The organism is Pseudomonas sp. JAI111, assembly GCF_024809425.1.
Taxonomy (GTDB): Bacteria; Pseudomonadota; Gammaproteobacteria; order Pseudomonadales; family Pseudomonadaceae; genus Aquipseudomonas.
Window position 1 is genome coordinate 18,694 of sequence record NZ_JANUCB010000003.1, and the last position, 24,007, is coordinate 42,700.

Consider the following 24,007-nt stretch of genomic DNA (forward strand, 5'->3'; position numbering starts at 1 on the left):
TAGTTTTGCGTGAACTCAAGCGTCCGGGGTCTGTTCAGCCAGGGCCACGGCACGGAACATCGCGCGGCGCTTGTTCAGGGTTTCTTCCCATTCCAGCGCCGGCACCGAGTCGGCGACGATTCCACCACCGGCCTGAACGTGCAGTTCGCCGTCCTTGATCACCGCGGTGCGGATCGCAATCGCGGTGTCCATGTTGCCGTTCCACGCGAAGTAACCGACCGCGCCGCCGTAGACGCCACGCTTTACCGGTTCCAGTTCGTCGATGATTTCCATCGCACGAATTTTCGGCGCGCCCGACAACGTGCCCGCCGGCAGAATGGCCCGCAGTGCGTCCATCGCCGTCAGCCCAGCCTTCAATTGGCCGGTGACATTGGACACGATGTGCATCACGTTGGAATAACGCTCGATGACCATTTTCTCGGTGAGCTTCACCGAACCGATTTCCGACACCCGACCGGTATCGTTACGGCCCAGGTCGATCAGCATCAAGTGCTCGGCGATTTCCTTGTCGTCCGACAGCAGGTCTTTTTCCAGCGCCAGGTCGGCCTCTTCGTTAGCCCCGCGTGGGCGGGTGCCGGCGATCGGGCGTACGGTGATCAGGTTGTCTTCGACCCGCACCAGCACTTCCGGCGAACTGCCGACGACATGGAAGTCGCCGAAGTTGAAGAAGTACATATACGGCGTCGGGTTGAAGCAACGTAGCGCCCGGTACAGATCGATCGGCGCAGCCTTGAAGTCGATCGACATGCGCTGGGACGGGACGACCTGCATGCAGTCACCGGCCAGGATGTATTCCTTGATGGTGTCGACGGCTTTTTCGTAATCGTTCTGGGTGAAGCTGGAGCGAAACACCGGATCAGCCGATTGTTGCTTGCTGAAATCCAGGCCACGGCGCGGCGTGATCGGTTGACGGAGTTTTTCCAGCAGCGCTTCGAGACGCGCCTGACCTTGCTCGAAAGCCTCGACCTGCGACGGGTCGGCCAGAACGATGGCGTGCATCTTGCCCGCGAGGTTGTCGAACACCACCACCGCGTCGGACACCATCAGCAGAATGTCCGGCACGCCCAGTGGATCCGGGTTCGGGCATTTGCCCAGACGCTTCTCCACATAACGCACACAGTCATAACCGAAGTAACCCACCAGCCCGCCGTTGAAGCGTGGCAGGCCCGGGATCGTCGGCACGTTATAGCGGGCCTTGAAGGCTTCGACGAATGCCAGTGGGTCTTCGACATCATGGCTTTCGATCTCGACACCATCGTGGGTCACGCTCACGTGGTGATCGTGAACCCGCAGCACGGTGCGGCATGGCAGGCCGATGATCGAATAACGGCCCCACTTCTCCCCGCCCTGCACCGATTCCAGCAAGTAAGAGTTGGGCTCGTCGGCCAGTTTCAAGTAGATCGACAGCGGCGTGTCGAAGTCGGCCAGGGTTTCGCAGGCCATCGGGATACGGTTATAGCCGGCAGCGGCCAAACGCAGGAATTCTTCGCGGATCATGGGGTAGCCTCGTGGCTTGAGGTGCTAACAGTCAGGTATGCAAACGCGCCGGCGAGCCGGCCAGAATCGAGTCAGGCGCGCCAACGCCAGCGGGCCAGGGCCTTGATGACTTTCATCCAGAGTTTGCGAGTGACCACCACGATGGCGTTTCCAGAAGGGGATTGAGCAACGTCGGGCAACGTTATCTCAGCGGCTGGATCCAGGCAACCGGGAATTAGTTTGCGCAGATCGTCGATCACCAGCGCTGGCGATTCTTCGGCAATCGGCCGGCCATGGTTGTAGCCATAACTGAGGGCCACGCACTTGACGCCCGCGGCTTTCGCCGCCTGCACGTCGCTGCGTGAGTCGCCGACAAACAATGATTGCGAGGCCGGGATGTTGGCCATTTTCATCACAAAGAACAGCGCAGCCGGGTCGGGTTTCTGCTGCGGCAAGGTATCTCCGCCGATGATCCATTTGAAGTAGCGGCCGATTTTCATTTGATCCAGCAGCGGCGCAACGAAGCGCTCCGGCTTGTTGGTGATCAGCGCCATCTCCACGCCCTGCTTGTTCAGCCACTTCAGGGTGTCGCGCACACCGGGGTACACCACCGTCAGATCATGGCTTTGGCTGTAAGCCTCCATGAAAATCTCCAGCGCGGCCTCGGCCTCACCGTCATCGACGGTCGAATGGTCGATGCCACCGGCCAGCGCACGGCGAACCAGCACCGGCGCGCCGTTGCCGACCCACTCACGCACCGATTCGATGCCGGCCGGCTCACGCCCCAGTTTGAGCAACATGTAATCCACAGCCGCCGCGAGGTCAGGGACCGAATCGATCAGCGTGCCATCCAGATCGAACATCACCAGCCGCGGCAGACGCCCCGGGAACAGCTGCTCAAAGCCACTCATGGACGAGCCAACGCCAGTTCGGAACGCATCTTTTCAATTACCTCTTGGTAATTCGGTGCATTGAAGATCGCCGAGCCGGCGACGAAGGTGTCCGCGCCCGCCGCTGCGATTTCACGAATGTTGTTCACGTTGACGCCGCCGTCGATTTCCAGGCGAATATCACGGCCGGAAGCATCGATCAGCGCGCGTGCTTCACGCAGTTTGTCGAGGGTGCCGGGAATGAACTTCTGCCCGCCGAAACCCGGGTTGACGCTCATCAGCAAGATCATGTCGACCTTGTCCATCACGTATTTGAGCACGTCCAGCGGCGTCGCCGGGTTGAACACCAGGCCCGACTTGCAACCGCCTTCGCGGATCAACTGCAGGGAACGGTCGACGTGCTGAGTGGCTTCCGGGTGGAAGGTAATGTAGGTCGCGCCAGCTTCGATGAAGTCGCCGACGATGCGATCCACCGGGCTGACCATCAAGTGTGCATCGATGGGCGCGGTCACGCCGTACTTGCGCAGCGCAGCGCAGACCATCGGGCCGATGGTCAGGTTCGGCACGTAGTGGTTGTCCATGACATCGAAGTGCACGAAGTCGGCGCCAGCGGCCAGGACGTTGTCCACTTCTTCACCCAGGCGGGCGAAGTCGGCGGAGAGGATCGATGGAGCAATGACGAAGGGCTGCATGACGCACCTTTTTTGAACAGAATCACGATGGCGCGCATTGTATACCTCATGCTTTGGCGCGCGCACGGTGACCGCGATGATTGGGCCAGGCCCTAGTAAGCCGCGCGGTAGATCTTCTCGATATCAATCGCGCTCAATTTGCGTGGATTGTTGCGCATCAAGCGCTCAATCCCCGCCGCTTCCACGGCCATCGCCGGAATCGCATCCTCGGGAACGCCGAAGCTGCGCAAGCCCAACGGGATTTCCACTGCGGCGCACAGTTCGGTCATCGCCTCCACAGCTTTGTCGGCCGCGTCAGTGGCGCTCAGATGAGCGGTCTTCACGCCCATGGCCTCGGCAATATCCTGCATGCGCTCGACGCAAGCCATCTTGTTCCATGTCATGACGTATGGCAGGAGCAAGGCGTTGCTCACGCCGTGGGCAATGTTGAACCGCCCGCCCAGCGGATACGCCAGCGCATGCACCGCGCCAACACCGGCATTGCCGAATGCCATGCCGGCCATCAGGCTGGCGGTGGCCATGTCCTCGCGTGCTTGCAGGTTGGACGGGTTGGCGTACGCCTTTGGCAGCGCCTTGGCGATCAGCTTGATCGCGCCGATGGCCAGCGCGTCGGTAATCGGCGAGGCGTTGAGTGACAGGTAGGATTCGATGGCATGCACCAGCGCATCGACGCCACTGGCGGCGGTGACACTGCGCGGGCAAGTCAGGGTCATTTGCGGACTGACCAGCGCGACGTCCGGTAATAGATAGTCGCTGACGATGCCTTTCTTCAACTGTGCGACCTTGTCGGAGAGGATGGCAACGTTGGTCACTTCCGATCCAGTACCGGCCGTGGTCGGGATGGCGATCAGCGGTGGGCCTTTGCGCGGCACCTGATCGATGCCGAACAAATCCTCCAGCGCACCGTGGTAACCGGCATAGGCCGCGACACTTTTGGCAATGTCGATGGCGCTGCCGCCGCCCAGGCCAATCAGCCCGTCGTGCCCGCCTTCGCGGTAAACCCGCATGCAGTCTTCGACGATGGCGATTTCCGGGTCCGGCAATACACGATCGAAAATTTCGTAGGTTCGATCGCCCAACTGCGCCAGCGCCAGCTCGACCGTACCGGATTTCACCAGGGCGGCGTCGGTGACGATCAGCGGGTTGTCGATGTCCAGGCGGTTCAGTTCAGCAGCCAGTTGTTCGATGGCGCCAGCGCCGGTGATCAGTTTGTGAGCGATTTTGAAAGAGGAAAGACTCATGCGCGCAGCCTCTTATAAATAGGGGAGCTGGGCACAAGAGTAGCTGGGGATTGGCGTTTGTCTGCTATTCAGCCTGTGAATGACCGAGCCCCGACTGCCGATCGTTCCCACGCTCCGCGTGGGAATGCAGCCTGGGACGCTCTGCGTCCCAAGAGCGGACGCGGAGCGTCCAATGAGGCATTCCCACGCGGAGCGTGGGAACGATCATTGTGGGGGGATCAGACCTGGGCGGTGCGCAGTTTCTCGCTGCGGCCACGCAGCCATTCCAGGGTCAGCAGCAGGATCACCGAGAAAGCGATCAGCAGCGTTGCGGCGGCGGCGATGGTCGGGCTGAGGTTTTCGCGGATGCCGCTGAACATCTGCCGAGGCAAGGTCGCTTGTTCGGGACCTGCGAGGAACAGCGTCACTACCACTTCATCGAACGACGTTGCGAAGGCAAACAGCGCACCCGAGATCACACCTGGCGCGATCAGCGGCAACGTCACCCGGCGGAACGCCGTCAGGGGCGAAGCACCGAGGCTGGCAGCGGCGCGCACCAGGTTTTGGTTAAAGCCCTGCAACGTGGCCGAGACAGTGATGATCACGAACGGCACACCCAACACCGCATGCACCACGATCAGCGAGAAGAAGCTGTTACCCAATCCCAGCGGGGCAAAAAACAGATAACTCGCCACACCGATGATCACCACCGGCACCACCATCGGCGAAATCACCAGCGCCATGACCAGCGCCTTGCCGGGAAAGTCGCCGCGGGTCAGGCCGATCGCCGCCAATGTGCCAAAGAACATCGCCAGCACCGTTGCCGCCGGGGCGACGATGATGCTGTTCTTCAGCGAACGCATCCATTCGGCCGAAGCGAAGAAGTCCTGGTACCAGTGCAGCGAAAAACCTTGCAGCGGGTACACCAGGAAGCTGCCGGAGTTGAACGACAGCGGAATGATCACCAACACCGGCAGAATCAGGAACAGCAGAACCAGACCGCAGAGAATCCGCAAGCCGTAGAACCACACCCGTTCGATGGGCGACATATAAGGACTCAGCATTTCATTCTCCCCTTAGCTCAGGCGCAGGCGACTGGCGCCCACCAGCCAGCTGTAAATCAGATAAAGCACCACGGTCGCCAACAGCAGCAGTCCACCGAGCGCGGTCGCCATGCCCCAGTTGATACTGGTGTTGGTGTAGAAGGCGACGAAGTAACTGACCATCTGATCGTTCGGGCTGCCCAGCAACGCCGGGGTGATGTAGTAGCCAATCGCGAGGATGAACACCAACAGGCAACCGGCGCCGACACCGGCATAGGTCTGCGGGAAGTACACCCGCCAGAAGCTGGCGAACGGGTGGCAACCGAGGGAAATCGCGGCGCGCATGTAGGTCGGCGAGATGCCTTTCATCACGCTGTAGATCGGCAGAATCATGAACGGCAGCAGGATGTGCACCATGGAGATGTAGACCCCGGTGCGGTTGAACACCAGCTCCAGCGGCTTATCGATGATGCCCATCGCCATCAGGCCGCTGTTGATCAAGCCCCCCGATTGCAGCAACACGATCCACGCAGCCACCCGCACCAGGATCGAGGTCCAGAAAGGCAACAGCACCAGAATCATCAGCAGGTTGCTTTGGCGCGATGGCAGGTTCGCCAGCAGGTAGGCCAGCGGATAGGCCAGGAACAGGCAGATCACGGTGATGACCAGGCCCATCCAGAAGGTGCGGGCAAAGATGTCGAGGTAGATCGCTTGATCCGGCGTGGCCGGGGCGAGTTCGCCGAGGTCGTCGATGCGGTGATCGACCGCCGCCAGCAAGTAGTACGGCGTGATGCTGCTGGTGTTGCGGCGCACCGCTTGCCAATAGGCCGGGTCACCCCAACGCTCGTCGAGACCTTCGAGCGCTTCTTTATAAGAGGCCGGCTCAGTAGCGAACGGCAAGGCGCGTGCGGTTTTGGTCAGCAGGCTGCGGTAGCCGGCCAACTCCATGTTCAAGCGCTTCGACAGATCGCCCAGGGTTTGATTCTTGCGGGCTTCAGCGAGGTCTTCGCTGGCCGCTTTGTAAACCGGTTCAGCGGGCAGGCCGCGGCCGTCCCAGCTGGCGATGGCCGCCACGGTGCGCGGCATGCCGCCGACCACTTCCGGGTTACCAACGCTTTTGTAGAGCAGCGCCACGATGGGCACCAGGAACACCAGCAACAGAAACAGCACCAAGGGCGCAATCAAGGCCTGTGCCTTCCAGCGGTTGATCCGCTCGGCGTGCTTGAGCCGCTGCTTCAAGGTGGGGTCAGTGCCCGCGTTCAGGGGAATGGCGGTGGCCATGGCGTACTCCGGAAATCTTTGATCGTTACTGAGGCAGCAAACGCCGCCTCGAACTTTTGGTACTGATCGTTCCCACGCTCTGCGTGGGAACGCATCCAGTGACGCTCTGCGTCACAGGGACGCGGAGCGTCCCGGGCGGCATTCCCACGCAGAGCGTGGGAACGATCAACCGGTGAACCGTCGTCCTGTGTGTCGTGCTTACTTCGCAGCCCAGGAATTGAAGCGCTGCTCCAGTTGCTCGCCGTTGTCAGCCCAGAAGCTGACGTCGATCTGCACCTGGTTGGCGATGTTTTCCGGGGTGGTCGGCATGTCTTTCAGGACATCCTTGGCCAGCAACGGTACGGCTTGGGTGTTGGCCGGGCCGTAAGCGATGTTTTCCGAGTAGGTCTTCTGCTGCTGCGGCGCCACCGAGAAGGCGATGAATTTCTTCGCCGCTTCAGCGCGTGCCTTGTCCAGACCTTTCGGGATTGCCCATGCGTCGAAGTCGTAGATACCGCCATTCCACACGACTTTCAGGTTGCTTTCTTTCTGCACGGCAGCGATACGGCCGTTGTAGGCCGAGCTCATGACCACGTCACCGGAAGCGAGATATTGCGGCGGTTGTGCGCCGGCTTCCCACCACTGGATGTTTGGCTTAAGTTCATCGAGTTTCTTGAACGCACGGTCCTGGCCGTCTTTGCCAGCCAGCACTTTGTAGACGTCTTTAGGCGCGACGCCGTCGGCCATCAAAGCGAATTCCAGGGTGTACTTGGCGCCTTTGCGCAGGCCACGTTTACCCGGGAATTTCTTGGTGTCCCAGAAATCTACCCAGCTGGTCGGTGCGGAGGCCAGTTTGTCGGCGTTGTAGGCCAACACGGTCGACCACACGAAGAAACCCACGCCGCAAGGCTGAATAGCGCCTTTGACATAGTCTTCGGATTTGCCGAACAGCTTCGGATCGAGCTGCTCGAACATGTCTTCGTCGCAACCACGGGACAGTTCTGGCGATTCAACTTCTACCAGGTCCCAGGACACGCTCTTGGTGTCGACCATGGCTTTGACCTTGGCCATCTCGCCGTTGTATTCGCCCGCCACGATCTTGCCGTTGCCTGCCGCTTCCCACGGTGCGTAGAACGCTTTGGCCTGCGCGGCCTTGTTCGCCCCGCCAAAGGACACCACGGTCAGGTCCGGGCCCGCCGCCATCGCGTGCGCCGCACCGATCATGCCCATGACCAAAGCGGTTAATTTCAGGGATCTCAACATTTATTGTTCTCTCCACGTGCAGGTTGGTGTTGGTGTAGCCGGGGCGATTAATGCGCCTCTAGAAGTGGGTCGAGCGCGCGAACGTGTTCGACCTGCCAGCCAAGCGGTACCACGTCGCCGACAGCGAGCGCGGGATCGAGCTCGGCAATCGGTTGTTTCACAAAGAAGTCGGTCTTGCCGCAAACTTCCAGACGAACCCGGACGTGGTCGCCCAGATAGATGAATTCCGCCACCCGCCCGGAGAAGCGATTGACGCAGGACTCGCTCGAACCATTGAGGCTCACGCGTTCCGGGCGGATCGACAGCGTGACCGGTTCGCCGGTCTTGCCGACATTGACCGCCAGCGCTTCAACTTTTTCACCGCGACCGAGCTCAACGATGCAACGGTCGCCCGTCTGGCTGTGCAAGCGGCCGTTGAGACGGTTGTTCTCGCCGATGAAGTTGGCGACGAAGGTGTTCTTTGGCTCTTCATAGAGGGTGCGCGGCGGAGCGATCTGCTGGATTTCGCCCTGATGAAACACCGCCACACGGTCGGACATGGTCAAGGCTTCGCCCTGGTCGTGGGTCACGTAGACCACGGTCACGCCGAGACGCTGGTGCAGGTGCTTGATCTCCATCTGCATGTGTTCGCGCAGTTGTTTGTCGAGTGCGCCGAGCGGTTCGTCCATCAGAACCAGTTGCGGTTCGAACACCAACGCACGGGCCAGCGCCACACGCTGTTGCTGACCGCCGGACAGTTGGGCCGGATAACGCTGGGCGAAGGTGTCCAGCTGCACCATGCTCAAGACACGCTTGACCCGGTCACTGACATCGCTCTTGTTCAAGCCGCGCACGGTCAGCGGGAAGGCCAGGTTCTCGGCCACGGTCATGTGGGGGAACAAGGCGTAGTTCTGGAACACCATGCCGATATCACGTTTGTGCGGCGGCACATTGTTGATGGCGCGTCCGGCCAGCAGGATTTCGCCGGCGGTCGGTGTTTCAAAACCGGCGAGCATCATCAGGCTGGTGGTCTTGCCGGAACCGGATGGCCCGAGCAAGGTGAGGAATTCGCCTTTGCGAATATCCAGGTTGAGGTCTTTGACGATCAGGTTCTCGCCGTCGTAGCTCTTCTGCACTCCACGAAAGCTGACCAGAATGTCATTGGCCCCTGTACTTGAATCGACCTGGCTCATACCCACACCTTTGTTATTGATGACTGCTGTGGACTAAGCCTAGTGGACGCTGGGGAGCACGCAAATCGGGGCGCAGGAGAGAATCGCCTCAGCCATATGGAAGGTTGGGGGTAGGGATTGCCCTACAAGGATGGCGCGTTTTGGCAAACGCAGCGGCAGGCGGTCAGCTGCAGGCTACAAGACAGGGCAAATGTCGCCTTCAAGGCGTGTCGCAAATGGATATGCCCGTTTAAAAGCCTGTAGGAGCTGTCGAGTGAAACGAGGCTGCGAGCTTTTGATGTTGATCTTTAGAAAGCAAAAGATCGCAGCCTCGTTTCACTCGACAGCTCCTACATGGGGGCGCGTGCAAATCTAGAGGAGTTTGTGTTCCATCGCGTATTTCACCAGTTCCGCCAGTGAAGTGATGTTGAGTTTCTGCATCAGGCGCGCCTTATGGGTGCTGATGGTCTTGCTGCTCAGGGCCAGTTGCTGGGCGATGTCGTTGACGTTGGCGCCCTGGGCCAGGCGCTCGAATACTGAAAACTCGCGCTCCGACAATAAGGAGTGCAACGGTCGCGAATCAGTCAGGCCGACTTCGAAGACCATCCGGTCCGCCAGGTCCGGGTCGATGTAACGCCCGCCCGCCGCGACTTTGCGGATCGCGGTCAGCAGCAATGCAGGATCGCTGTCCTTGGTCGCATAACCCGCAGCGCCGACCTTCAGCGCCCGGGCAGCCATTTGCGCTTCATCGTGCATCGACAGCACCAGGATCGCCGGGGGATTGTTCAGCGCGCGAATCCGTGGAATCGCCTCCAGGCCATTGACCCCGGGCATCGAGATGTCCAGCAACACCACCTCGCAGGGCACATGACGCAAGGTTTCGAGCAATTGTTCACCATTGCTCGCCTCCCCCACCACCAACAAATCCTTGGCCAGGCCAATCAGCTGCTTGATGCCCTCACGGACGATGGTGTGGTCTTCGGCTACCAGTACACGGATCACGTTCTTCTCCAGGTTCAAGACCTATCGCGTCAGCTCAATCAACACAAAACCATCAGGCGTTATCCAATGGAACACGCACGCTCAACGTCGTGCCCTCCCCCGGCTCACTTTCAAGCGACAGTTCCCCGCCCATGATCAACACCCGTTCGCGCATGCCTACCACGCCAAAGGACGTTGGCCTGCCGGTAGCCGGAACAAATCCTACGCCATCATCGCTGACGGTCAGGCACAACTCATCGCCTTCAAGGGTCAGTGTCAGCTCAACAGTATGCGCCTGGGCATGGCGCATGACATTGGTCAGCGCTTCCTGAAGGATCCGAAACAGGCCAATCGCCTTGGCATCACTGAGCACCGGCAGGTTTTCCGGCACCTGCACCAGGCACGGAATCTGTGTGCGCGCCTCGAATCGCCGGGCCTGCCACTCAATGGCCGAAGCGATGCCAGCATCGAGAATCGGTGGCCGTAGCGCCGTCGCCACATCACGCACCAACTGGAACAGCTGAGCGATCAAGCGTTTCATGCTGTTCAATCGTTCATTCAGACCTGGATCGAGCTGCGCGTAGGCCAGTTCGCACATGGACGTTTCCAGTTTGAGCACCGTCAACATCTGACCCAATTCGTCGTGAACTTCCCTTGCGATGCGGCCTTTTTCCTCCTCCCGCACGCTCTCCAGGTGTGCCGACAATTCACGCAGTTGCTCGCGGGAGCTGGCCAGTTCCAGTTCGATGCGCTTGCTCTCGCTGATGTCCCAGACAATCCCGTCCCAGACATAGGCGCCATCCTCGAGCCGGCGCGTAATGGCCTTGATCTCGGCCCAACGCTGTTCGCCGGAACGCGTGAGAATCCGCCCCTGCCATGACCAGTCACTGTCCGTGTCCAACGCATGATCCTGGGTCTGGTGGTAGCTGGCCTTGTCGTCGGGATGTACCAGGCTGCGCAGGCCTTTGTCGCGATGCGCCAGGGTGGCCGGCGAATAACCGACCAGGCTCTCGCTGCCTTCACTGATGTAGGCAAAGTCGATCTGCCCTGTCACCGGCGCCCGCTCCAGGCGGAAGACCAGTCCCGGAACGTTGGCGGCAATCCCCTGCAACCGTGCCTCACTTTCCTGCAAGGCGGCCAGGGCGCGACGCCGCTCGGTGACGTCATTGAGGTAGACCACCAGGTATTCGCCGTCGCGAAAGCGCAGGAAACTCAACGAAACATCGGTCGGTAGAATGCTGCCATCGGCCCGCACGCAGTTGGTTTCGAAGCTTTGTGGCCCTTCTTCGCTGGCCCGCGCACGCTTCCACAGGTTCAGCCAACGGTCCATATGCAAACCGGGTTCGAAGTCGATCAGCGGCCGATCAATGATCCCGCCCGCCGGGTAGCCGAGCATGGTTTCGGCGGCACGGTTGGCGTAGCGCACGTGGCTGTCCCAATTGACCCAGAGGATGCCGACGGTGCTCTGGTCGATGGAAAATTGCGTCAGGCGCAACGCTTCTTCACTGGCCTCGCGCAGGGCAATGTCTTCGCGCGCCGCCAACAGGCGCTGCTCCAGGCTGTGCTGCTGGCGACGCTGCCAGATCACGATGGCAATGCTGGTCAGCATCAACACTGCCATCAGCAGGCAGAGGTTTTGCCAGAATCCCGGTGATTCGGTCAGACGCGGGTACTTGGGTTGCAGCCATTGGTTATGCAGTTGCTCCAGATCTTTGGCCGGAATCGCCCGCAGCGCGCTTTCGACGATGCCGGCCAACTCCGGCAAGTCCCGGCGCGTGGCCACGCGCAGCAATTGCGGCAAACCGATGTCCCCCACCACGACCAGCCCGGCGAACTCCGGCTCAATGGACAAACGCCCCAACTGCGCCTCATCGACGATCGCGTAACCGGCCTGCTGACTCAGTAACAGCTGCAACGCCTGACGCTCGATCGGTACGCCTTGCAGGTTCAGATGCGGGTAGTTGCTGCGCAGATAATCTGCCGTGGGGCTTGGCATGCGTACGGCAACGCGGATTTGGCTGTCGAGTTTTTCCAACTCCACCACACCGGCGCTTTTCTGATCACTGACCACCAGTTGCGGCACGCGCATGTAGGGATCGGTGAATTGCCAGAGCCTCAGGCTGGCGGGGGTTTGGGTCAACCCGGGGGCGATGTCGATTTCACCCTCGCGCGCGGCAGCTTCCAATTGTTCAAGGTCGGGGAAATTGCGCCAGCTCAGCTCGACCTTGAGGGCCTTGGCCAGCCATTTCATCAACTCGACGTTAACCCCGGACAACCGCTGCAAACGGCGATCGTATTGCGCATAAGGCGCCTGCAACACCAGCCCCACACGTAATTCGCCATGCTCTGCCAGCCACTGTTGTTGCCAGGCCGACAAAGGCGCGACGTGCGCCGCTGGCGCGGAGGCCGCCCAACTGATCAAGGGAAACCACAAACAGCCGATAACCCACAGGCAGCGAAAACGCATCATTGAAGTTCCACACACTGACAAATACTGACCAACCCTTTAGGCTGCCGGAATAACTTCTGGCCTGGAATATCCGATGCCCCCTGTCTACCGCCTGGCATTGCCAGCATTGTGCCTGTCGCTGATCCTGCCTTGTGCCTTTTCCGTCGAAGCGGCCGATCCGGCACCAGCCGCGGCAGAAAAACCCGCAGAAGAAAAACCGGTCGAACGCCAGCCGCTGCTTGAGCGTAGTCAGGAAGAAGCAACAGCACTTGAGCGAAAAATCCCTGCTCAGGAACAGCAACAACTGCAAGCCGGTGCCGACACTTTCCTCGCACTGTGGAAACCGGCCAATACCGCCGAGCCCAAAGGTGCGGTGATTATTATCCCGGGCGCAGGCGAAACCGTTGACTGGCCGCAAGTAATCGGTCCATTGCGGCACAAATTACCTGACGCGCAATGGAGCAGCCTGAGTATCACCCTGCCGGACCTGCAAAGCGATGCCATTGCGCCACGCGTCGTGGAAATGCCGCCAACGCTCAAGGCGCCGCAAACCGGCAGCAAGGACTCGACCACGGCAGCCCCCATCGAGCAAGCAGCCGGCGGCGAATCGGAGGTGGCCGACAAGGCCATTGCCGAAACCACCGAGGAGCAAGCCAAGGCTGACGCCGAACGCATCTTCGCCCGTATTGATGCCGCCATTGCCTATGCCGAGCAACAAAGTGCTCGACGCATTGTGGTGTTGGGACATGGCACCGGCGCTTACTGGGCCGCGCGATATCTGAGCGAAAAGCAACCTGCGCAAGTGGAGAAGTTCGTGATGATCGCGGTGCAGACGCCGGTGGCGGCAAAGCCCGAGTTGGTTGAGTTGACGCCGACGCTGAAGCTGCCGACGGCAGACATTTTTTATGTGGATAAACCACTGGATCGCAACGCGGCGCTGGAGCGGATGCAGGCCAGCAAGCGGTTGAAAACTTCGGCGTTCAGCCAGGTCTCGCTCAAGGCGCTGCCCGGTAATGCCGCGGCGGAGCAAGAGCAATTGGTGCGTCGAGTGCGCGGCTGGTTGAATCCGCAAAAAGCGTCGGACTGAAAGACCGCGTCGCCGCCATCGCGAGCAAGCCCGCTCCCACATGATTTGAGTCGCACGCAATATTTGCTATCGACATTTAACCTGTGGGAGCGGGCTTGCTCGCGATGGCGGTATCACTGGCGACACATTTCTACCCTGCTACCGAAAATCCCGCCGCTGACGAATCAACGTGTAGGCGCTATGCAGTTCACGTGTCTTGTCAGTCGCTTCACGCACCTGCAACGCGGTGGCACCGCTGCCGGCAATCTTGTCCGGGTGATGGCGACTGAGCAGGCGCCGATAGGCACGCTTGATCTGCGCCGGCTCACTGGTCGCTGACACACCCAATAGCCGCAGCGCATCCTGATAAGTCAGGGTGCCGCTGACTAACGGCCGCTTGTGCTGTTCATAGTCGGCCGCCAGTGCCTGAACCTGATGGGGTGTCCAGCCTAGCCATTTCCCCCACTGCGCAATCAGCTCACGCTCGCGGCTACCGGCACGGCCATCGGCCCAGACCATCCGCCAACAGGCACGCAATACACCTTCCGCTGCATGGGGCTGCGCACTCAAGCGGCGCAGATACCCGCGTAACCGGTCATTGCCCGACTTGCCACGATTGAACGCGGCAATGGCACGTCGCTGCGCCGATTCAGTCATCTCCAGCGAACGCATTTCCTGACGGGCCTGCTGGATATGGCCGTCCACCACACGCCCATCGCTCTTGGCCAAGCGCCCCAGCAACACGAATAACAGCTCATCGTTGCGCAGCATCGGACGACCGCCGAGCTTTTCACGCAACTGTCCCCAGCTCTGCAAGTGCAGGCGCCGATCCAGTGCCTGCCCCAACAAAGCGCCGAGCATGGCCCCCGGAATACTGGCTATGGCAAAGCCCGCTCCGGCTCCAATCAGAGTCCCTGGCCACAGCATCTCAGCGTCTCGCTTCTATCAAGGTTTCAACTTCGGCCAGACGCTCGTGCGTGCCGACATCCACCCAATGCCCTCGCAGGTGTTCGCCCGTGACTTGCCCATCGGCCATGGCCTTGCGCAGCAGCGGTGCGAGTTTGAAGGCCCCCGCCGAGCAACCGTCGAACAACTGCGGATGCAGCACGGCAATGCCGCTGTAGGTCAGGGTCGCGGCGCCCGGTTGAGCGTCGCGCACTTGCCCGTCAACCAGCGTGAAGTCGCCGGCTGGATGATGGGGCGGGTTATCCGCCAACACCAGGTGGGCGAGCCCGGCAATGGGTTGATGCAACACGCTGAAGTCGTAGTCGGTCCAGATGTCACCGTTGACCACTACAAAGGCCTCGTCACCCAATAATGGCAACGCGCGGAAAATACCGCCGCCGGTTTCCAGCGGCTCACCTTCTCGCGAGTACTCAATACGCATGCCGTATTGCGAACCGTCACCCAGGTAGCTTTCGAGTTGTTGACCAAGCCAGGCGTGATTGATCACGACCTCGGTGAACCCGGCAGTCGCCAGGGCCTTCAAGTGATACTCGATCAGGGGCACGCCGCCGGCACGAACCAGCGGCTTTGGCGTGGACAGGGTCAACGGGCGCATGCGCTCGCCTTTGCCGGCCGCCAGAATCATCGCCTTCATGCCGGGACTCCAGCGCGCAGACTCAATAGCAACACATCCAGCTCGGCCAATTCAGGGCGGCGGGCAATCACTGCATCTATATAGGCAAAGAAGCGTGGCACATCAGCCAGGTAGCGGGGTTTGCCGTCGCGATGACAGATGCGCGCGAAAATGCCGATCACTTTCAGGTGGCGCTGCACGCCCATCAGGTCGCTGGCCCGCAGGAAGTCTTCGAAGTCAGGCTGCACGGGAATACCGAGCTCGCCCGCTTGCTGCCAGTAGTTTTCCAGCCAGCCGCGGACACGTTCTTCGGGCCAGCTCAGGAAGGCATCCTTGAACAGGCAGGTCACGTCGTAGGTCACCGGGCCATAGACTGCATCCTGGAAGTCCAGCACGCCAGGGTTCGGCTCGCTCAGCATCAGGTTGCGCGGCATGTAGTCGCGGTGCACCAACACTTTAGGCTGAGCCAGGGCGCTGTCGATCAACAGATCGGTGACGTTCTGCCAGAGCATTTGTTGCGCAGCATCGAATTCGATGCCCAGCTCGCGCTTCACGTACCACTCGGGGAACAACTCCAGCTCACGACGCAACAGCGCCACGTCATAACTTGGCAGCGGCGCAACCATCGGCAACTGCTGGAAAGCCAGCAACGCATCCAGGGCATCCTTGAACAAATCGTCGGCGTTTTCGCTGTCGATCACGTCCAGATAAGTCTTGTTGCCCAAGTCATTGAGCAAAAGAAAACCGCGTTCGAGGTCTTCGGCGTAAATTTTCGGCACATTTATTCCGGATTTCGCCAGCAAAAAAGCGATATCCACGAAGGGTTTGCAGTTTTCCTGGGGCGGTGGCGCGTCCATCACGACGAAACTTCTGCCTGCGCCTTCCCAACGAAAATAGCGCCGGAAACTCGCATCACTACTGGCTGCGGTCAACGTGGCCGGGGGTACGGCGCCCCAATCCTGTTCTGCAAAAAGGACTGCCAACTGCTCATCGAGCCAAACTTTCAGGTGTTGCAAACGTACATCTTGGTCAGGCATTGCAAGGGTCTCCGACGGCGCTAGCCGTCAAGCGGGTCATGCTTTATTATCCAGCATCTTTTTCAGACCATCGAGAGGCGTGCGGCCCACACCGCGGGCAGATGGCACGCAGGAAGCCCGGACTAATAAGATGGCATTGAAATCCCCCGCGTTTCGTAAAAAATTTCCGTTGTTGGTTACCGGCAGTCTGCTGGCCCTGCAACCCCTAGCCACTTCATTCGTGGTCGCCGCGGAACAGTATGACTGCTCAGTCTCTGCTTCGGGTGCCTGGGCCTGTGCGCCAAAATCGCCAGCGGCGGCCTTGCCTCCGCGTCCCGTCCATGAGGGCAGCGCAGTTTCCGCCACGGGCGAAGCCTCGCCCGAAGGCGGCACCCGTGAAGACACCGGCGCCAAGCCTGTGCTGGTTACCGAGGCCAAAGGCCGTGGCCTGAAGTCGCGTAGTGCAGACTACAGTCACCTCGACTGGGTTCCGCGCGAGAACCTTACTGCTGCGCAATTGGCCGAGACCGGTCCTTACTGCTCTGGTTCCTATATCGAACCGATTCGTCCTGGCATGAATGACAAGACGAATAAAAGTGACGCACCGACCTTTATCGGCGCCAAGGCTTCGCGCTATAACACCGAAGATCAGGTCGGCACGCTTGCCGGTGATGTCGTCATGCGCCAGGGCAGCATGCAGGTCGAAGCCGACGAAGCGAACCTCTACCAGGCAGAGAGCCGTGGCGAACTGAGCGGCAACGTCCGTATTCGCGACAACGGCGCGCTACTTGTCGGCGACCATGCTGACGTGCAGCTCGACACCGGTGAAGCCAAGGTCGATAACGCCGAATACGTGATGCATAAATCCCGCATCCGCGGTAACGCGCTGTACGCCAAACGGGCAGAAAACGCGATCATCCGCCTCAAGGACGGTACGTACACCACGTGCGAACCGAACAGCAACGCCTGGCAGCTCAAGGGCAACAACATCACCTTGAACCCGGCGACCGGCTTCGGTACCGCAACCAACGTGACATTGCGCGTCAAGGACATTCCAGTCCTGTACACGCCCTACATCTATTTCCCGATCGACGACCGTCGCCAGTCCGGCTTCCTGCCGCCGAGCTTCGGCACCGGCACCGATACCGGCTTCATGCTGGTCACACCGTATTACTTCAACCTGGCACCGAACTACGATGCCACGTTGTACCCGCGTTACATGGAAAAGCATGGCTTGTTGATGGAAGGCGAATTCCGCTACCTGACCAAGTCAAGTGAAGGCCAGTTCGGTGCGGCGTTCCTCAATGATGAGGACACCCAGCGCGACAAGCAGTCCGACTTCCAGAAAGAACGCTACATGTATAACTGGCAGCACAAGGGTGGTCTCGATGAGCGCGTCTTCACGCAAGTCGACTACACCAAGCTCAGCGACCCTTACTATTTCCAGGATCTACAGACCGACCAGATTGGTGTGAAAAGCGCTGACTTCGTGAACCAGCAGGGTTCCGTCAGCTACCGCGGTGACAACTACACCGCTCGCGTCAACGCCCAAGCGTTTCAACTGGCGACTGTTGCCTCCATCACGCCGTATGATCGCTTGCCGCAGATCACCTTCAACGGTGAGCTGCCGGATCATCCAGGCGGTCTGGATTTCACCTACGACACCGAAATCGTGCGGTTCGATCGAGACCTGCTAAACGGTACGTACACCGATGAAGACGGCAACGTATCCCCACGTCTGGACACCAACGTTCAAGGCCTGGCACGTGCCAACGGCGATCGCCTCAACCTGGCGCCAGCCGTCAGCCTGCCGCTGGACTGGACTTATGGCTTCTTGAAGCCGAAGCTCAAGTACCAATACACCCAGTACCAACTGGACCTCGACAGCATCGGCAAGGGCCAGATCGTGGCTCAGGATCAAGCCGCCGCTGCTGCAGGGACTAAAAACTTCAACGGCAATTTCGGCAGCAACCAGAACCGTGGCGTGCCGATTGCCAGCATTGACAGTGGCCTGTACTTCGATCGCAACACCCAATGGTTTGGCAAGAACTACCGCCAGACACTGGAGCCGCGTCTGTACTACCTCTATGTACCAGAGGTAGACCAGACAGACATTCCTGTGTTCGACACCAGTGAATACACCTTCAACTATGCATCGCTGTTCCGGGACAACCGTTTCTCTGGCTCCGACCGTGTCGGCGACGAGAACAAACTGTCTCTGGGCATCACCAACCGCTGGATCGAAGAAGATGGCTTTGAGCGTCAACGCTTCTCTATAGGTCAGGCCTTGTACTTCAAGGACCGCGCAGTCCAGTTGCCCGGTGTCAATCCAAATACCCGCGCCGACGCGAAAACCAGCAATTCGCCTTATGCACTGGAATACGAATATCACTGGAACCGCGACTGGTATACCACCGCCGACTTCAACTGGGACCCGAACAGCCGCAGCACTCGCTCGGGCAGCACGATGTTCCACTACCAGCCTGAAGACAACCCTAACAAGGTCATCAACGCCGGCTATCGCTATCGTAACGACCAGGTGATCTACAACCAGAACACCGGTCAATGGCAATTCGGCGGTGACTACGGCACCCCTGGCACGCCTGGCTTCGTGAAGGACTACTACAAGATCGAACAGCATGACTTCTCGGTGATCTGGCCGATCGTACCGCAATGGAATCTCATCAGCCGCTGGCAATATGACTACAACCAAAACCGGACCCTTGACGCCTTCGGTGGTTTCGAATACGACAACTGCTGCTGGAAGCTGCGCGTGATCAACCGTTACTTCATTAATTTCGACGAGTTCAGCCAACAAGCGCCACAAAACCAAAAAGGCGACCACGGCGTCTTCCTACAAATCGTTCTGAAAGGTCTCGGCGGCCTCACCGGCGCTAAAGTAGAGAGCTTCCTCGACAAAGGCATCCAAGGTTATCGTGAACGTGAAGACCAAGCTTTCTGATTGTCTGCGCCCGCTATTGCTGGGCGCGATGTTCCTGGGTACTGCGGCCAACGCCGCAGTGCAGTCCATCGATAAAGTGGTGGCCATTGTCGATAACGACGTGGTCATGCAGAGCCAACTGGACCAGCGTGTCCACGAAGTTCAGCAAACCATCGCCAAACGCGGTGCTGCGGCACCGCCTGCCAGCGTGCTGGATCAGCAAGTGCTGGAACGCCTTATTGTCGAAAACCTGCAGCTGCAGATTGGCGAACGTTCCGGCATCCGCATTACTGATGAAGAGCTGAACCAGGCCGTCGGCACCATTGCCCAGCGCAATAACATGTCGATTGATCAGTTCCGTGCCGCCCTGACTCACGACGGTCTGTCTTACGACGACGCCCGTGAACAGATTCGCCGCGAAATGATCATCAGCCGTGTGCGCCAGCGTCGTGTGGCCGAACGCATCCAGGTGTCCGAGCAGGAAGTGAAGAACTTCCTCGCTTCCGACCTCGGCAAGATGCAGCTCTCCGAAGAATTTCGTCTGGCGAACATCCTGATTCCTACACCGGAAAGCGCCAACTCCGATGCGATTCAGAATGCGGCCAAACAAGCGGATGCTGTCTACCAGCAGCTTAAGCAAGGCGCTGACTTCAGTCAGTTGGCCATTGCCAAATCCGCCAGCGAAACTGCACTGGAAGGCGGCGATATGGGCTGGCGTAAAGCTGCTCAATTGCCACCGCCATTCGATCGCATGTTGAGCACCATGGCAGTCGGTGATATCACCAAACCCATGCGCACACCGGGCGGCTTCATCATCCTGAAGATCCTCGAAAAGCGTGGCGGTGCAACCCAGACACGCGATGAAGTGCACGTGCGTCATATCCTGGTCAAACCGAGTCCGATTCGCGACGAAGCAAAAACCAAGGCACTGGCCCAATCGCTCTACGCCCGCATCGAAGCCGGCGAAGACTTCGGCGAGTTGGCGAAAAGCTTCTCGGAAGATCCGGGTTCAGCCCTCAATGGCGGCGACCTGAACTGGGTCGACCCGAACGCGCTGGTGCCCGAGTTCCGCGAAGTAATGGCCAAGACCCCGCAAGGTCAGCTGTCCAAGCCGTTCCAGACCCAATACGGCTGGCACGTTCTGGAAGTCCTTGGCCGTCGCGCCACTGACAGCACTACCCAGGCCCGTGAGCAGCAAGCAATGACCGTACTGCGCAACCGCAAATACGACGAAGAGCTGCAAACCTGGCTGCGTCAGATCCGCGACGAAGCTTATGTAGAGATCAAACTCCCTGGTGCAGACCAGGCAGCGCAGTGAAACCCAAGCGTTTCGCGCTGACGCCCGGCGAACCGGCCGGCATAGGTCCCGACCTGTGCCTGCTGCTCGCCGCGCAAGCCCAGCCCCACCCCCTGATTGCCATAACCAGCCGTGACCTGCTCCTTGAGCGGGCCGCGCAGTTGGGCGTGGTTGTCGACTTGCTCCCCGTCACACCCGACAGCTGGCCGGACGCTCCGGCGCCCGCCGATAGCCTGTATGTCTGGGATACCCCGCTCAGTGCTCCAGTCACCGCCGGGCAACTGGACAAAGCCAATGCCGCTTTCGTCCTGGAAACCTTGACCCGTGCGGGCCAAGGCTGCCTCGATGGGCATTTCGCTGGCATGATTACTGCCCCAGTGCACAAAGGCGTGATCAATGAGTCCGGGATAGCCTTTTCCGGGCACACCGAGTTTCTTGCTGATCTGACCCATACCGCACAAGTGGTGATGATGCTCGCCACGCGCGGCTTGCGTGTAGCGCTGGTAACGACTCACCTGCCCCTTCGCGAGATTGCCGATGCGATCACGCCGGAGCGCCTGGAACGGGTCACGCGGATCCTGCACAGCGACCTGCGAGAAAAGTTCGGCATCGCCCAGCCACGCATCCTGGTCTGCGGACTCAACCCGCATGCCGGTGAAGGCGGACACCTGGGCCATGAAGAAATCGATATCATCGAACCTACATTAGAGCGCCTGCGCGGTGAGGGCATGGACCTTCGCGGCCCCCTGCCCGCCGACACTCTGTTTACCCCCAAATATCTGGAGCACTGCGACGCGGTGCTGGCGATGTACCACGACCAGGGCCTGCCCGTACTGAAATACAAAGGTTTCGGCGCGGCAGTCAACGTGACCCTCGGCTTGCCGATCATCCGCACGTCAGTCGACCACGGCACCGCCCTGGACTTGGCCGGCAGCGGTAAAATCGATACCGGCAGCCTGCAAGTCGCCCTGGAAACCGCCTACCAGATGGCCGAGACCCGTTTATGACCGAGCATTACCAACACCGGGCGCGCAAGCGTTTCGGCCAGAATTTCCTGCACGATGCCGGCGTTATCGACCGCATCCTGCGATCCATCCACGCCAAACCGGAAGACCGCCTGCTGGAAATCGGCCCGGGCCAGGGTGCGTTGACCCAAGGCCTGCTGGGCAGCGGCGCGCAACTGGACGTAGTCGAGCTGGACAAGGACCTGATCCCGATCCTGAACCAACAGTTCGCCAGCAAGAGCAATTTCAACCTGCATCAAGGCGACGCACTGAAGTTCGACTTCAACAGCCTGAATGCGGCACCGGGCAGCCTTCGGGTCGTTGGCAACCTGCCATACAACATCTCGACGCCACTGATTTTTCACCTGCTGCATAACGCCAGCCTGATTCGCGACATGCACTTCATGCTGCAAAAGGAAGTGGTCGAGCGCATGGCGGCGGGACCTGGCGGCGGTGACTGGGGTCGCCTGTCGATCATGGTTCAGTACCACTGCCGGGTCGAGCACCTGTTCAACGTCGGCCCCGGTGCGTTCAATCCACCACCGAAAGTCGATTCGGCCATCGTGCGCCTTGTGCCTCACACCGTGCTGCCGCACCCGGCCAAGGATCACAAACTGCTGGAGCGTGTGGTGCGCGAAGCCTTCAACCAGCGCCGCAAGACCCTGCGCAACACCCTCAAGCTGCTGCTGAGCAACGACGAGATCACCGCCGCCGGTGTCGACGGCAGCCTGCGCCCGGAGCAGCTCGACCTCGCCGCTTTCGTGCGCCTGGCCGACAAGCTCAGCGAACAAGTCTCGCTGGCGCCTGCCGCCGACTGACAGGCGATGAGCGTTATCGGGTGGGACGCCAGACGCGATGTCTGGTTTACTACCCGGTACTTGGCCTAGACTGATTTGTATCAGCTACGCCCCGCGTCCCGCTTTGATTTAAGGCCTCTTGCATGTCCGATCCTCGTTATCAGGTCGACGTCAGCGTCGTCACCCGCTATCTGGCAGAACAATCGCAACCCGAGCACAACCGCTTTGCCTTCGCCTACACCATCACCGTGCACAACAATGGCGAGCTACCGGCCAAACTGTTGTCACGGCACTGGGTGATCACCGACGGCGACGGACATGTCGAGGAGGTTCGCGGTGCCGGCGTCGTGGGTTTGCAACCTTTGATCCAGTCCGGTGAAGAACACACCTACAGCAGTGGCACCGTGATGACCACCAAGGTCGGTACGATGCAAGGCACTTATCAAATGCTTGCCGACGACGGTAAGCATTTCGATGCTGTCATTGCGCCCTTCCGGCTGGCGGTGCCCGGAGCCTTGCACTGATGGCGACGTATGCGGTCGGCGATTTGCAAGGCTGCCTTGAAGCCCTGCAATGCCTGCTCAAAAAAGTAGCCTTCGATCCGACAAAGGATCGTCTGTGGCTGGTGGGAGATCTGGTCAACCGTGGTCCGCAGTCGCTGGCCACCTTGCGCTTCCTCTATAGCATCCGCGAATCGCTGGTGTGCGTGCTTGGCAACCATGACCTGCACTTGTTGGCCGCCGGGAAAAACATCGAACGCCTGAAGAAGTCCGACACCCTTCGCGAGATTATTGAAGCCCCCGATTGTGCCGAGCTGTTGGAATGGCTGCGCCAGCAAAAGCTCATGCACTACGACGAGCAACGTAACGTCGTGCTGGTGCATGCCGGTATTCCACCGCAATGGTCGCTGCGCAAAGCCCTCAAGTGCGCCGCCGAGGTCGAGACGGCCCTGCGCGACGATAATCTGCTGCCACCCTACCTCGACGGGATGTACGGCAATGATCCGGCGAAATGGGACAGCGACCTCAAAGGTGTCACGCGCCTTCGGGTGATCACCAACTATTTCACCCGTATGCGTTTCTGTACCGCCGAAGGCAAGCTGGATCTCAAGACCAAGGAAGGCGCGGACACTGCACCACCTGGCTACAAACCCTGGTTCCAGCACAAGGAACGCAAGACCAAGGGTGTGAAAATCATTTTCGGGCACTGGGCCGCGCTTGAGGGCCAGTGCGACGAGCCGGGCGTTTCAGCCCTCGACACAGGTTGCGTCTGGGGCGGAGCCTTGACCCTGATGGATGTCGATAGCGGGGAACGCCTGTCCTGCAAGTGCGATGAGCATGGCCATGCCGCCGAGCCACCAGTCGCCCCACAAACCAGCGAACCAACGCCAGCCAGCGCGCCGCGCTAGACTGCGCTTTCAGCCGAGCCACAGGAGCCCGCCATGAGCGAATTCAAACGTATTCCCCCGGAACAGGCCCAAGCCCTGCGCGAACAAGGCGCAGTGGTGGTCGATGTCCGCGATCCTGCTACTTTTGCCGCGCTGCACATCAGCGGCTCGAAGCATCTGGACAATCATTCTCTGCACGCCTTTATTCAGGCTGCCGATCTGGATGCACCGACGGTCGTGGTTTGCTACCACGGTAACTCCAGCCAGGGCGCCGCCGCTTACCTGATCAGCCAGGGCTTCTCTGACGTCTACAGCATGGATGGCGGTTTTGAGCTGTGGCGTACGACTTATCCAGCGGAAACGGCGCAAGGCACCTCAGAATAATTTTTTTGCAACGCGCAAGCCCCGGCCCCGGTGGCTTAGCGCGGTGGCAGACGAACGGTCTGCCACAACTAATTACGCATCTTGCCTTTACCTCACGAATTCCCAACTATC

21 protein-coding genes are annotated in these 24,007 nt (G+C 59.9%); 8 read left to right on the plus strand and 13 right to left on the minus strand.

Going from position 1 to position 24,007, the window contains the following annotated elements:
• Nucleotides 1-15 precede the first annotated feature (15 nt).
• From trpE to HNR03_RS11095, 10 genes are all read right to left on the minus strand, one after another.
• Nucleotides 16-1,497 (minus strand): anthranilate synthase component I, encoded by a 1,482-nt coding sequence (gene trpE, locus HNR03_RS11050; RefSeq protein WP_259153542.1) that lies wholly within the window; start codon nt 1,495-1,497, stop codon nt 16-18.
• A 71-nt stretch (nt 1,498-1,568) separates the two neighbouring features.
• On the minus strand, nt 1,569-2,387 hold the full coding sequence (locus HNR03_RS11055) for a phosphoglycolate phosphatase (RefSeq protein ID WP_222588689.1): 819 nt from the start codon (nt 2,385-2,387) through the stop codon (nt 1,569-1,571).
• On the minus strand, nt 2,384-3,058 hold the full coding sequence (gene rpe / locus HNR03_RS11060) for a ribulose-phosphate 3-epimerase (protein WP_008035979.1): 675 nt from the start codon (nt 3,056-3,058) through the stop codon (nt 2,384-2,386). Before rpe ends, HNR03_RS11055 begins: the two co-directional genes overlap by 4 nt.
• A 92-nt stretch (nt 3,059-3,150) precedes the next feature.
• Nucleotides 3,151-4,299 carry an iron-containing alcohol dehydrogenase gene (locus tag HNR03_RS11065; protein WP_259153543.1) on the minus strand — a complete coding sequence of 383 codons (1,149 nt, stop codon included), beginning with the start codon at nt 4,297-4,299 and terminating at the stop codon, nt 3,151-3,153.
• 218 nt (nt 4,300-4,517) lie between these two features.
• Nucleotides 4,518-5,342: an ABC transporter permease gene (locus HNR03_RS11070; RefSeq protein WP_222588691.1), complete on the minus strand. Its 825-nt coding sequence runs from the start codon at nt 5,340-5,342 to the stop codon at nt 4,518-4,520.
• A 12-nt stretch (nt 5,343-5,354) separates the two neighbouring features.
• Nucleotides 5,355-6,602 carry an ABC transporter permease gene (locus HNR03_RS11075; protein ID WP_222588692.1) on the minus strand — a complete coding sequence of 416 codons (1,248 nt, stop codon included), beginning with the start codon at nt 6,600-6,602 and terminating at the stop codon, nt 5,355-5,357.
• A gap of 198 nt (nt 6,603-6,800) precedes the next feature.
• Entirely contained in the window at nt 6,801-7,844 is a 1,044-nt protein-coding gene (locus HNR03_RS11080; RefSeq protein WP_222588693.1) for an ABC transporter substrate-binding protein, read from the minus strand.
• 47 nt (nt 7,845-7,891) lie between these two features.
• Nucleotides 7,892-9,016 carry an ABC transporter ATP-binding protein gene (locus tag HNR03_RS11085; protein WP_090179135.1) on the minus strand — a complete coding sequence of 375 codons (1,125 nt, stop codon included), beginning with the start codon at nt 9,014-9,016 and terminating at the stop codon, nt 7,892-7,894.
• A 351-nt stretch (nt 9,017-9,367) separates the two neighbouring features.
• A complete protein-coding gene (locus HNR03_RS11090; protein ID WP_003210977.1) occupies nt 9,368-9,997 on the minus strand; it encodes a response regulator transcription factor in 630 nt (209 codons plus the stop codon).
• Between the two features lie 52 nt (nt 9,998-10,049).
• On the minus strand, nt 10,050-12,446 hold the full coding sequence (locus tag HNR03_RS11095) for a PAS domain S-box protein (RefSeq protein WP_259153544.1): 2,397 nt from the start codon (nt 12,444-12,446) through the stop codon (nt 10,050-10,052).
• A gap of 73 nt (nt 12,447-12,519) precedes the next feature.
• On the opposite strand from HNR03_RS11095, the gene HNR03_RS11100 reads away from it, so the two are divergent.
• Complete coding sequence (locus HNR03_RS11100; RefSeq protein ID WP_259153545.1) at nt 12,520-13,512, plus strand: alpha/beta hydrolase family protein; 993 nt, start codon at nt 12,520-12,522, stop codon at nt 13,510-13,512.
• A 138-nt stretch (nt 13,513-13,650) separates the two neighbouring features.
• On the opposite strand, the gene HNR03_RS11105 is transcribed toward HNR03_RS11100, so the two are convergent.
• From HNR03_RS11105 to HNR03_RS11115, 3 genes are read right to left on the minus strand one after another with little or no spacing between them, the layout of a single operon-like run.
• Nucleotides 13,651-14,418 carry a TerB family tellurite resistance protein gene (locus HNR03_RS11105; protein ID WP_222588696.1) on the minus strand — a complete coding sequence of 256 codons (768 nt, stop codon included), beginning with the start codon at nt 14,416-14,418 and terminating at the stop codon, nt 13,651-13,653.
• Between the two features lies 1 nt (nt 14,419).
• A complete protein-coding gene (murU, locus tag HNR03_RS11110; RefSeq protein WP_259153546.1) occupies nt 14,420-15,091 on the minus strand; it encodes an N-acetylmuramate alpha-1-phosphate uridylyltransferase MurU in 672 nt (223 codons plus the stop codon).
• Nucleotides 15,088-16,107 carry an aminoglycoside phosphotransferase family protein gene (locus HNR03_RS11115; RefSeq protein ID WP_090179122.1) on the minus strand — a complete coding sequence of 340 codons (1,020 nt, stop codon included), beginning with the start codon at nt 16,105-16,107 and terminating at the stop codon, nt 15,088-15,090. Before HNR03_RS11115 ends, murU begins: the two co-directional genes overlap by 4 nt.
• A gap of 130 nt (nt 16,108-16,237) precedes the next feature.
• Here HNR03_RS11115 and HNR03_RS11120 point away from each other — a divergent pair, with 130 nt between their 5' ends.
• The 7 genes from HNR03_RS11120 (at nt 16,238) to glpE (ending at nt 23,896) form a co-directional block, all read left to right on the plus strand.
• Nucleotides 16,238-19,048: an LPS-assembly protein LptD gene (locus HNR03_RS11120; RefSeq protein WP_222588698.1), complete on the plus strand. Its 2,811-nt coding sequence runs from the start codon at nt 16,238-16,240 to the stop codon at nt 19,046-19,048.
• Nucleotides 19,029-20,345 carry a peptidylprolyl isomerase SurA gene (gene surA / locus HNR03_RS11125; protein WP_222588699.1) on the plus strand — a complete coding sequence of 439 codons (1,317 nt, stop codon included), beginning with the start codon at nt 19,029-19,031 and terminating at the stop codon, nt 20,343-20,345. Before HNR03_RS11120 ends, surA begins: the two co-directional genes overlap by 20 nt.
• A complete protein-coding gene (pdxA, locus tag HNR03_RS11130; RefSeq protein WP_259153558.1) occupies nt 20,342-21,331 on the plus strand; it encodes a 4-hydroxythreonine-4-phosphate dehydrogenase PdxA in 990 nt (329 codons plus the stop codon). Before surA ends, pdxA begins: the two co-directional genes overlap by 4 nt.
• Complete coding sequence (gene rsmA / locus HNR03_RS11135; RefSeq protein ID WP_222588701.1) at nt 21,328-22,146, plus strand: 16S rRNA (adenine(1518)-N(6)/adenine(1519)-N(6))-dimethyltransferase RsmA; 819 nt, start codon at nt 21,328-21,330, stop codon at nt 22,144-22,146. Before pdxA ends, rsmA begins: the two co-directional genes overlap by 4 nt.
• 122 nt (nt 22,147-22,268) lie before the next feature.
• Nucleotides 22,269-22,649 carry a Co2+/Mg2+ efflux protein ApaG gene (gene apaG, locus HNR03_RS11140; protein WP_222588702.1) on the plus strand — a complete coding sequence of 127 codons (381 nt, stop codon included), beginning with the start codon at nt 22,269-22,271 and terminating at the stop codon, nt 22,647-22,649.
• Nucleotides 22,649-23,533, plus strand: coding sequence for a symmetrical bis(5'-nucleosyl)-tetraphosphatase (locus HNR03_RS11145; protein ID WP_222588703.1), 885 nt, complete (start codon nt 22,649-22,651; stop codon nt 23,531-23,533). The genes apaG and HNR03_RS11145 overlap by 1 nt, the downstream gene beginning before the upstream one ends.
• 33 nt (nt 23,534-23,566) lie before the next feature.
• Nucleotides 23,567-23,896: a thiosulfate sulfurtransferase GlpE gene (glpE, locus tag HNR03_RS11150; protein WP_109635326.1), complete on the plus strand. Its 330-nt coding sequence runs from the start codon at nt 23,567-23,569 to the stop codon at nt 23,894-23,896.
• The last annotated feature ends 111 nt before the right edge of the window (nt 23,897-24,007 follow it).

What these genes read in the sequence shown, in the direction of transcription:
- trpE (WP_259153542.1), bottom strand. Translation starts at nt 1,497, where the DNA reads ATGATCCGCGAAGAATTCCTGCGTTTGGCCGCTGCCGGCTATAACCGT.
- HNR03_RS11055 (WP_222588689.1), bottom strand. Translation starts at nt 2,387, where the DNA reads ATGAGTGGCTTTGAGCAGCTGTTCCCGGGGCGTCTGCCGCGGCTGGTG.
- rpe (WP_008035979.1), bottom strand. Translation starts at nt 3,058, where the DNA reads ATGCAGCCCTTCGTCATTGCTCCATCGATCCTCTCCGCCGACTTCGCC.
- HNR03_RS11065 (WP_259153543.1), bottom strand. Translation starts at nt 4,299, where the DNA reads ATGAGTCTTTCCTCTTTCAAAATCGCTCACAAACTGATCACCGGCGCT.
- HNR03_RS11070 (WP_222588691.1), bottom strand. Translation starts at nt 5,342, where the DNA reads ATGCTGAGTCCTTATATGTCGCCCATCGAACGGGTGTGGTTCTACGGC.
- HNR03_RS11075 (WP_222588692.1), bottom strand. Translation starts at nt 6,602, where the DNA reads ATGGCCACCGCCATTCCCCTGAACGCGGGCACTGACCCCACCTTGAAG.
- HNR03_RS11080 (WP_222588693.1), bottom strand. Translation starts at nt 7,844, where the DNA reads ATGTTGAGATCCCTGAAATTAACCGCTTTGGTCATGGGCATGATCGGT.
- HNR03_RS11085 (WP_090179135.1), bottom strand. Translation starts at nt 9,016, where the DNA reads ATGAGCCAGGTCGATTCAAGTACAGGGGCCAATGACATTCTGGTCAGC.
- HNR03_RS11095 (WP_259153544.1), bottom strand. Translation starts at nt 12,446, where the DNA reads ATGATGCGTTTTCGCTGCCTGTGGGTTATCGGCTGTTTGTGGTTTCCC.
- HNR03_RS11100 (WP_259153545.1), top strand. Translation starts at nt 12,520, where the DNA reads ATGCCCCCTGTCTACCGCCTGGCATTGCCAGCATTGTGCCTGTCGCTG.
- HNR03_RS11105 (WP_222588696.1), bottom strand. Translation starts at nt 14,418, where the DNA reads ATGCTGTGGCCAGGGACTCTGATTGGAGCCGGAGCGGGCTTTGCCATA.
- murU (WP_259153546.1), bottom strand. Translation starts at nt 15,091, where the DNA reads ATGAAGGCGATGATTCTGGCGGCCGGCAAAGGCGAGCGCATGCGCCCG.
- HNR03_RS11115 (WP_090179122.1), bottom strand. Translation starts at nt 16,107, where the DNA reads ATGCCTGACCAAGATGTACGTTTGCAACACCTGAAAGTTTGGCTCGAT.
- HNR03_RS11120 (WP_222588698.1), top strand. Translation starts at nt 16,238, where the DNA reads ATGGCATTGAAATCCCCCGCGTTTCGTAAAAAATTTCCGTTGTTGGTT.
- rsmA (WP_222588701.1), top strand. Translation starts at nt 21,328, where the DNA reads ATGACCGAGCATTACCAACACCGGGCGCGCAAGCGTTTCGGCCAGAAT.
- apaG (WP_222588702.1), top strand. Translation starts at nt 22,269, where the DNA reads ATGTCCGATCCTCGTTATCAGGTCGACGTCAGCGTCGTCACCCGCTAT.
- HNR03_RS11145 (WP_222588703.1), top strand. Translation starts at nt 22,649, where the DNA reads ATGGCGACGTATGCGGTCGGCGATTTGCAAGGCTGCCTTGAAGCCCTG.
- glpE (WP_109635326.1), top strand. Translation starts at nt 23,567, where the DNA reads ATGAGCGAATTCAAACGTATTCCCCCGGAACAGGCCCAAGCCCTGCGC.